General features: G+C 55.0%; 1 protein-coding gene. It reads left to right on the plus strand.

Going from position 1 to position 1219, the window contains the following annotated elements; genetic code table 11:
* Positions 1-1093, plus strand: a 1093-nt coding sequence (locus ABRP87_RS11200) for a DDE-type integrase/transposase/recombinase (RefSeq protein ID WP_349868851.1), incomplete at its 5' end; no start/stop codon positions are given.
* Between the last annotated feature and the right edge of the window lie 126 nt (positions 1094-1219).

Raw genomic sequence — 1219 nt, forward strand, 5'->3', positions numbered from 1 at the left:
CAGGCACTTTGCCAGGGGCGAAGTCAATGAACTGTGGCAGATCGATGCGTTTGCCTACAGACTCTTCGATGTGGCTCACACGCAAGTGACTATCTACCAAGTCGTCGACGATGCCAGCCGCTTCGACGTCGGCTCCCAAGCTTTTGGAACTCCAGAAAACGGCACCGATGCCCGCATCACGCTAAGTGGAGCCATTGATGCTTACGGACTTCCCCAAGAAGTCCTCTCTGACAACGGTGATGCCTTTGCCACCTACCATCGCGGCCGACTGTCGCAAACCGAACGCTGGCTCGCCAGCCTGGGAGTTCAATCAAGTGCGGGCTTTGCTCCCACGACGCAAGGCAAAGACGAGCGATCGCACCAAACCATGACCAGGTTTTTGGATGCTCGTACCCCGACGACGCTGGCGCAGGTCCAACAGCTGATTGTCGACTACCGCAACTTCTACAACACACGCCGTCGCCACCAAGGACTTCTCAGGGGCAAGATGCACATCACCCCAGCCCAAGCCTGGGAGATTATCTCGCATGCCCAGCCACCGACGCAGCCGATTGACCCAGATTTTTTATGGACAAAAATCGCGAAACAATATCACCGGATTCACCCCGACAACCAGGCAGATGCCTTAGCAGCCGACACAGTGGTCGCAACAGATAATGCCCTGCCTGAAGTTGCAGCTTCAGACAGGGCACCAAGTAACGACACTCAGGCGATCCAGCAAGATACACCCCATGCCGATTCCTCAACCGTAATGCCAAGCTCTACCGGTGTAAATGCACTCTGGCCTATCCCGGACAAGCTGTGGATCAACAAAAGCGGGGTGGTACGCGTCATGGGACACGGCCTCTACGTCGGGCTGCGCTTCAAAAATCGAGCCATCTACAGCAGCGTAGCCGATGACTATGTGGAATTTTTTACTGATCACGACGGTGAGAAACTGTTTTCATTTCCGCTACCAATCCAACTGAATCAGCGTCCACCCGGCGGTCAAATCAACATAAACCACGTTGTCGGCATGTGGCACCGACAACCCCCAGAGCTAAAACCCAACCTCTCTGGGCCACGGCCAAGCCGCCGGAAGAAGCCAAGCTAGCACCAGTACAAAAACTCCGTGGACTCCCCGTCCAAAAAGCGGGGAGACTCCGCGTCCACAAAGTCCCTAGACTCCGAGTCCAAAAAGTAGCTGGACTCCAAGTCCAAAAACCTCATGGACATAACA

It is taken from the genome of Corynebacterium sp. KPL2830 (genome assembly GCF_040225635.1).
Classification (GTDB): Bacteria; Actinomycetota; Actinomycetes; order Mycobacteriales; family Mycobacteriaceae; genus Corynebacterium.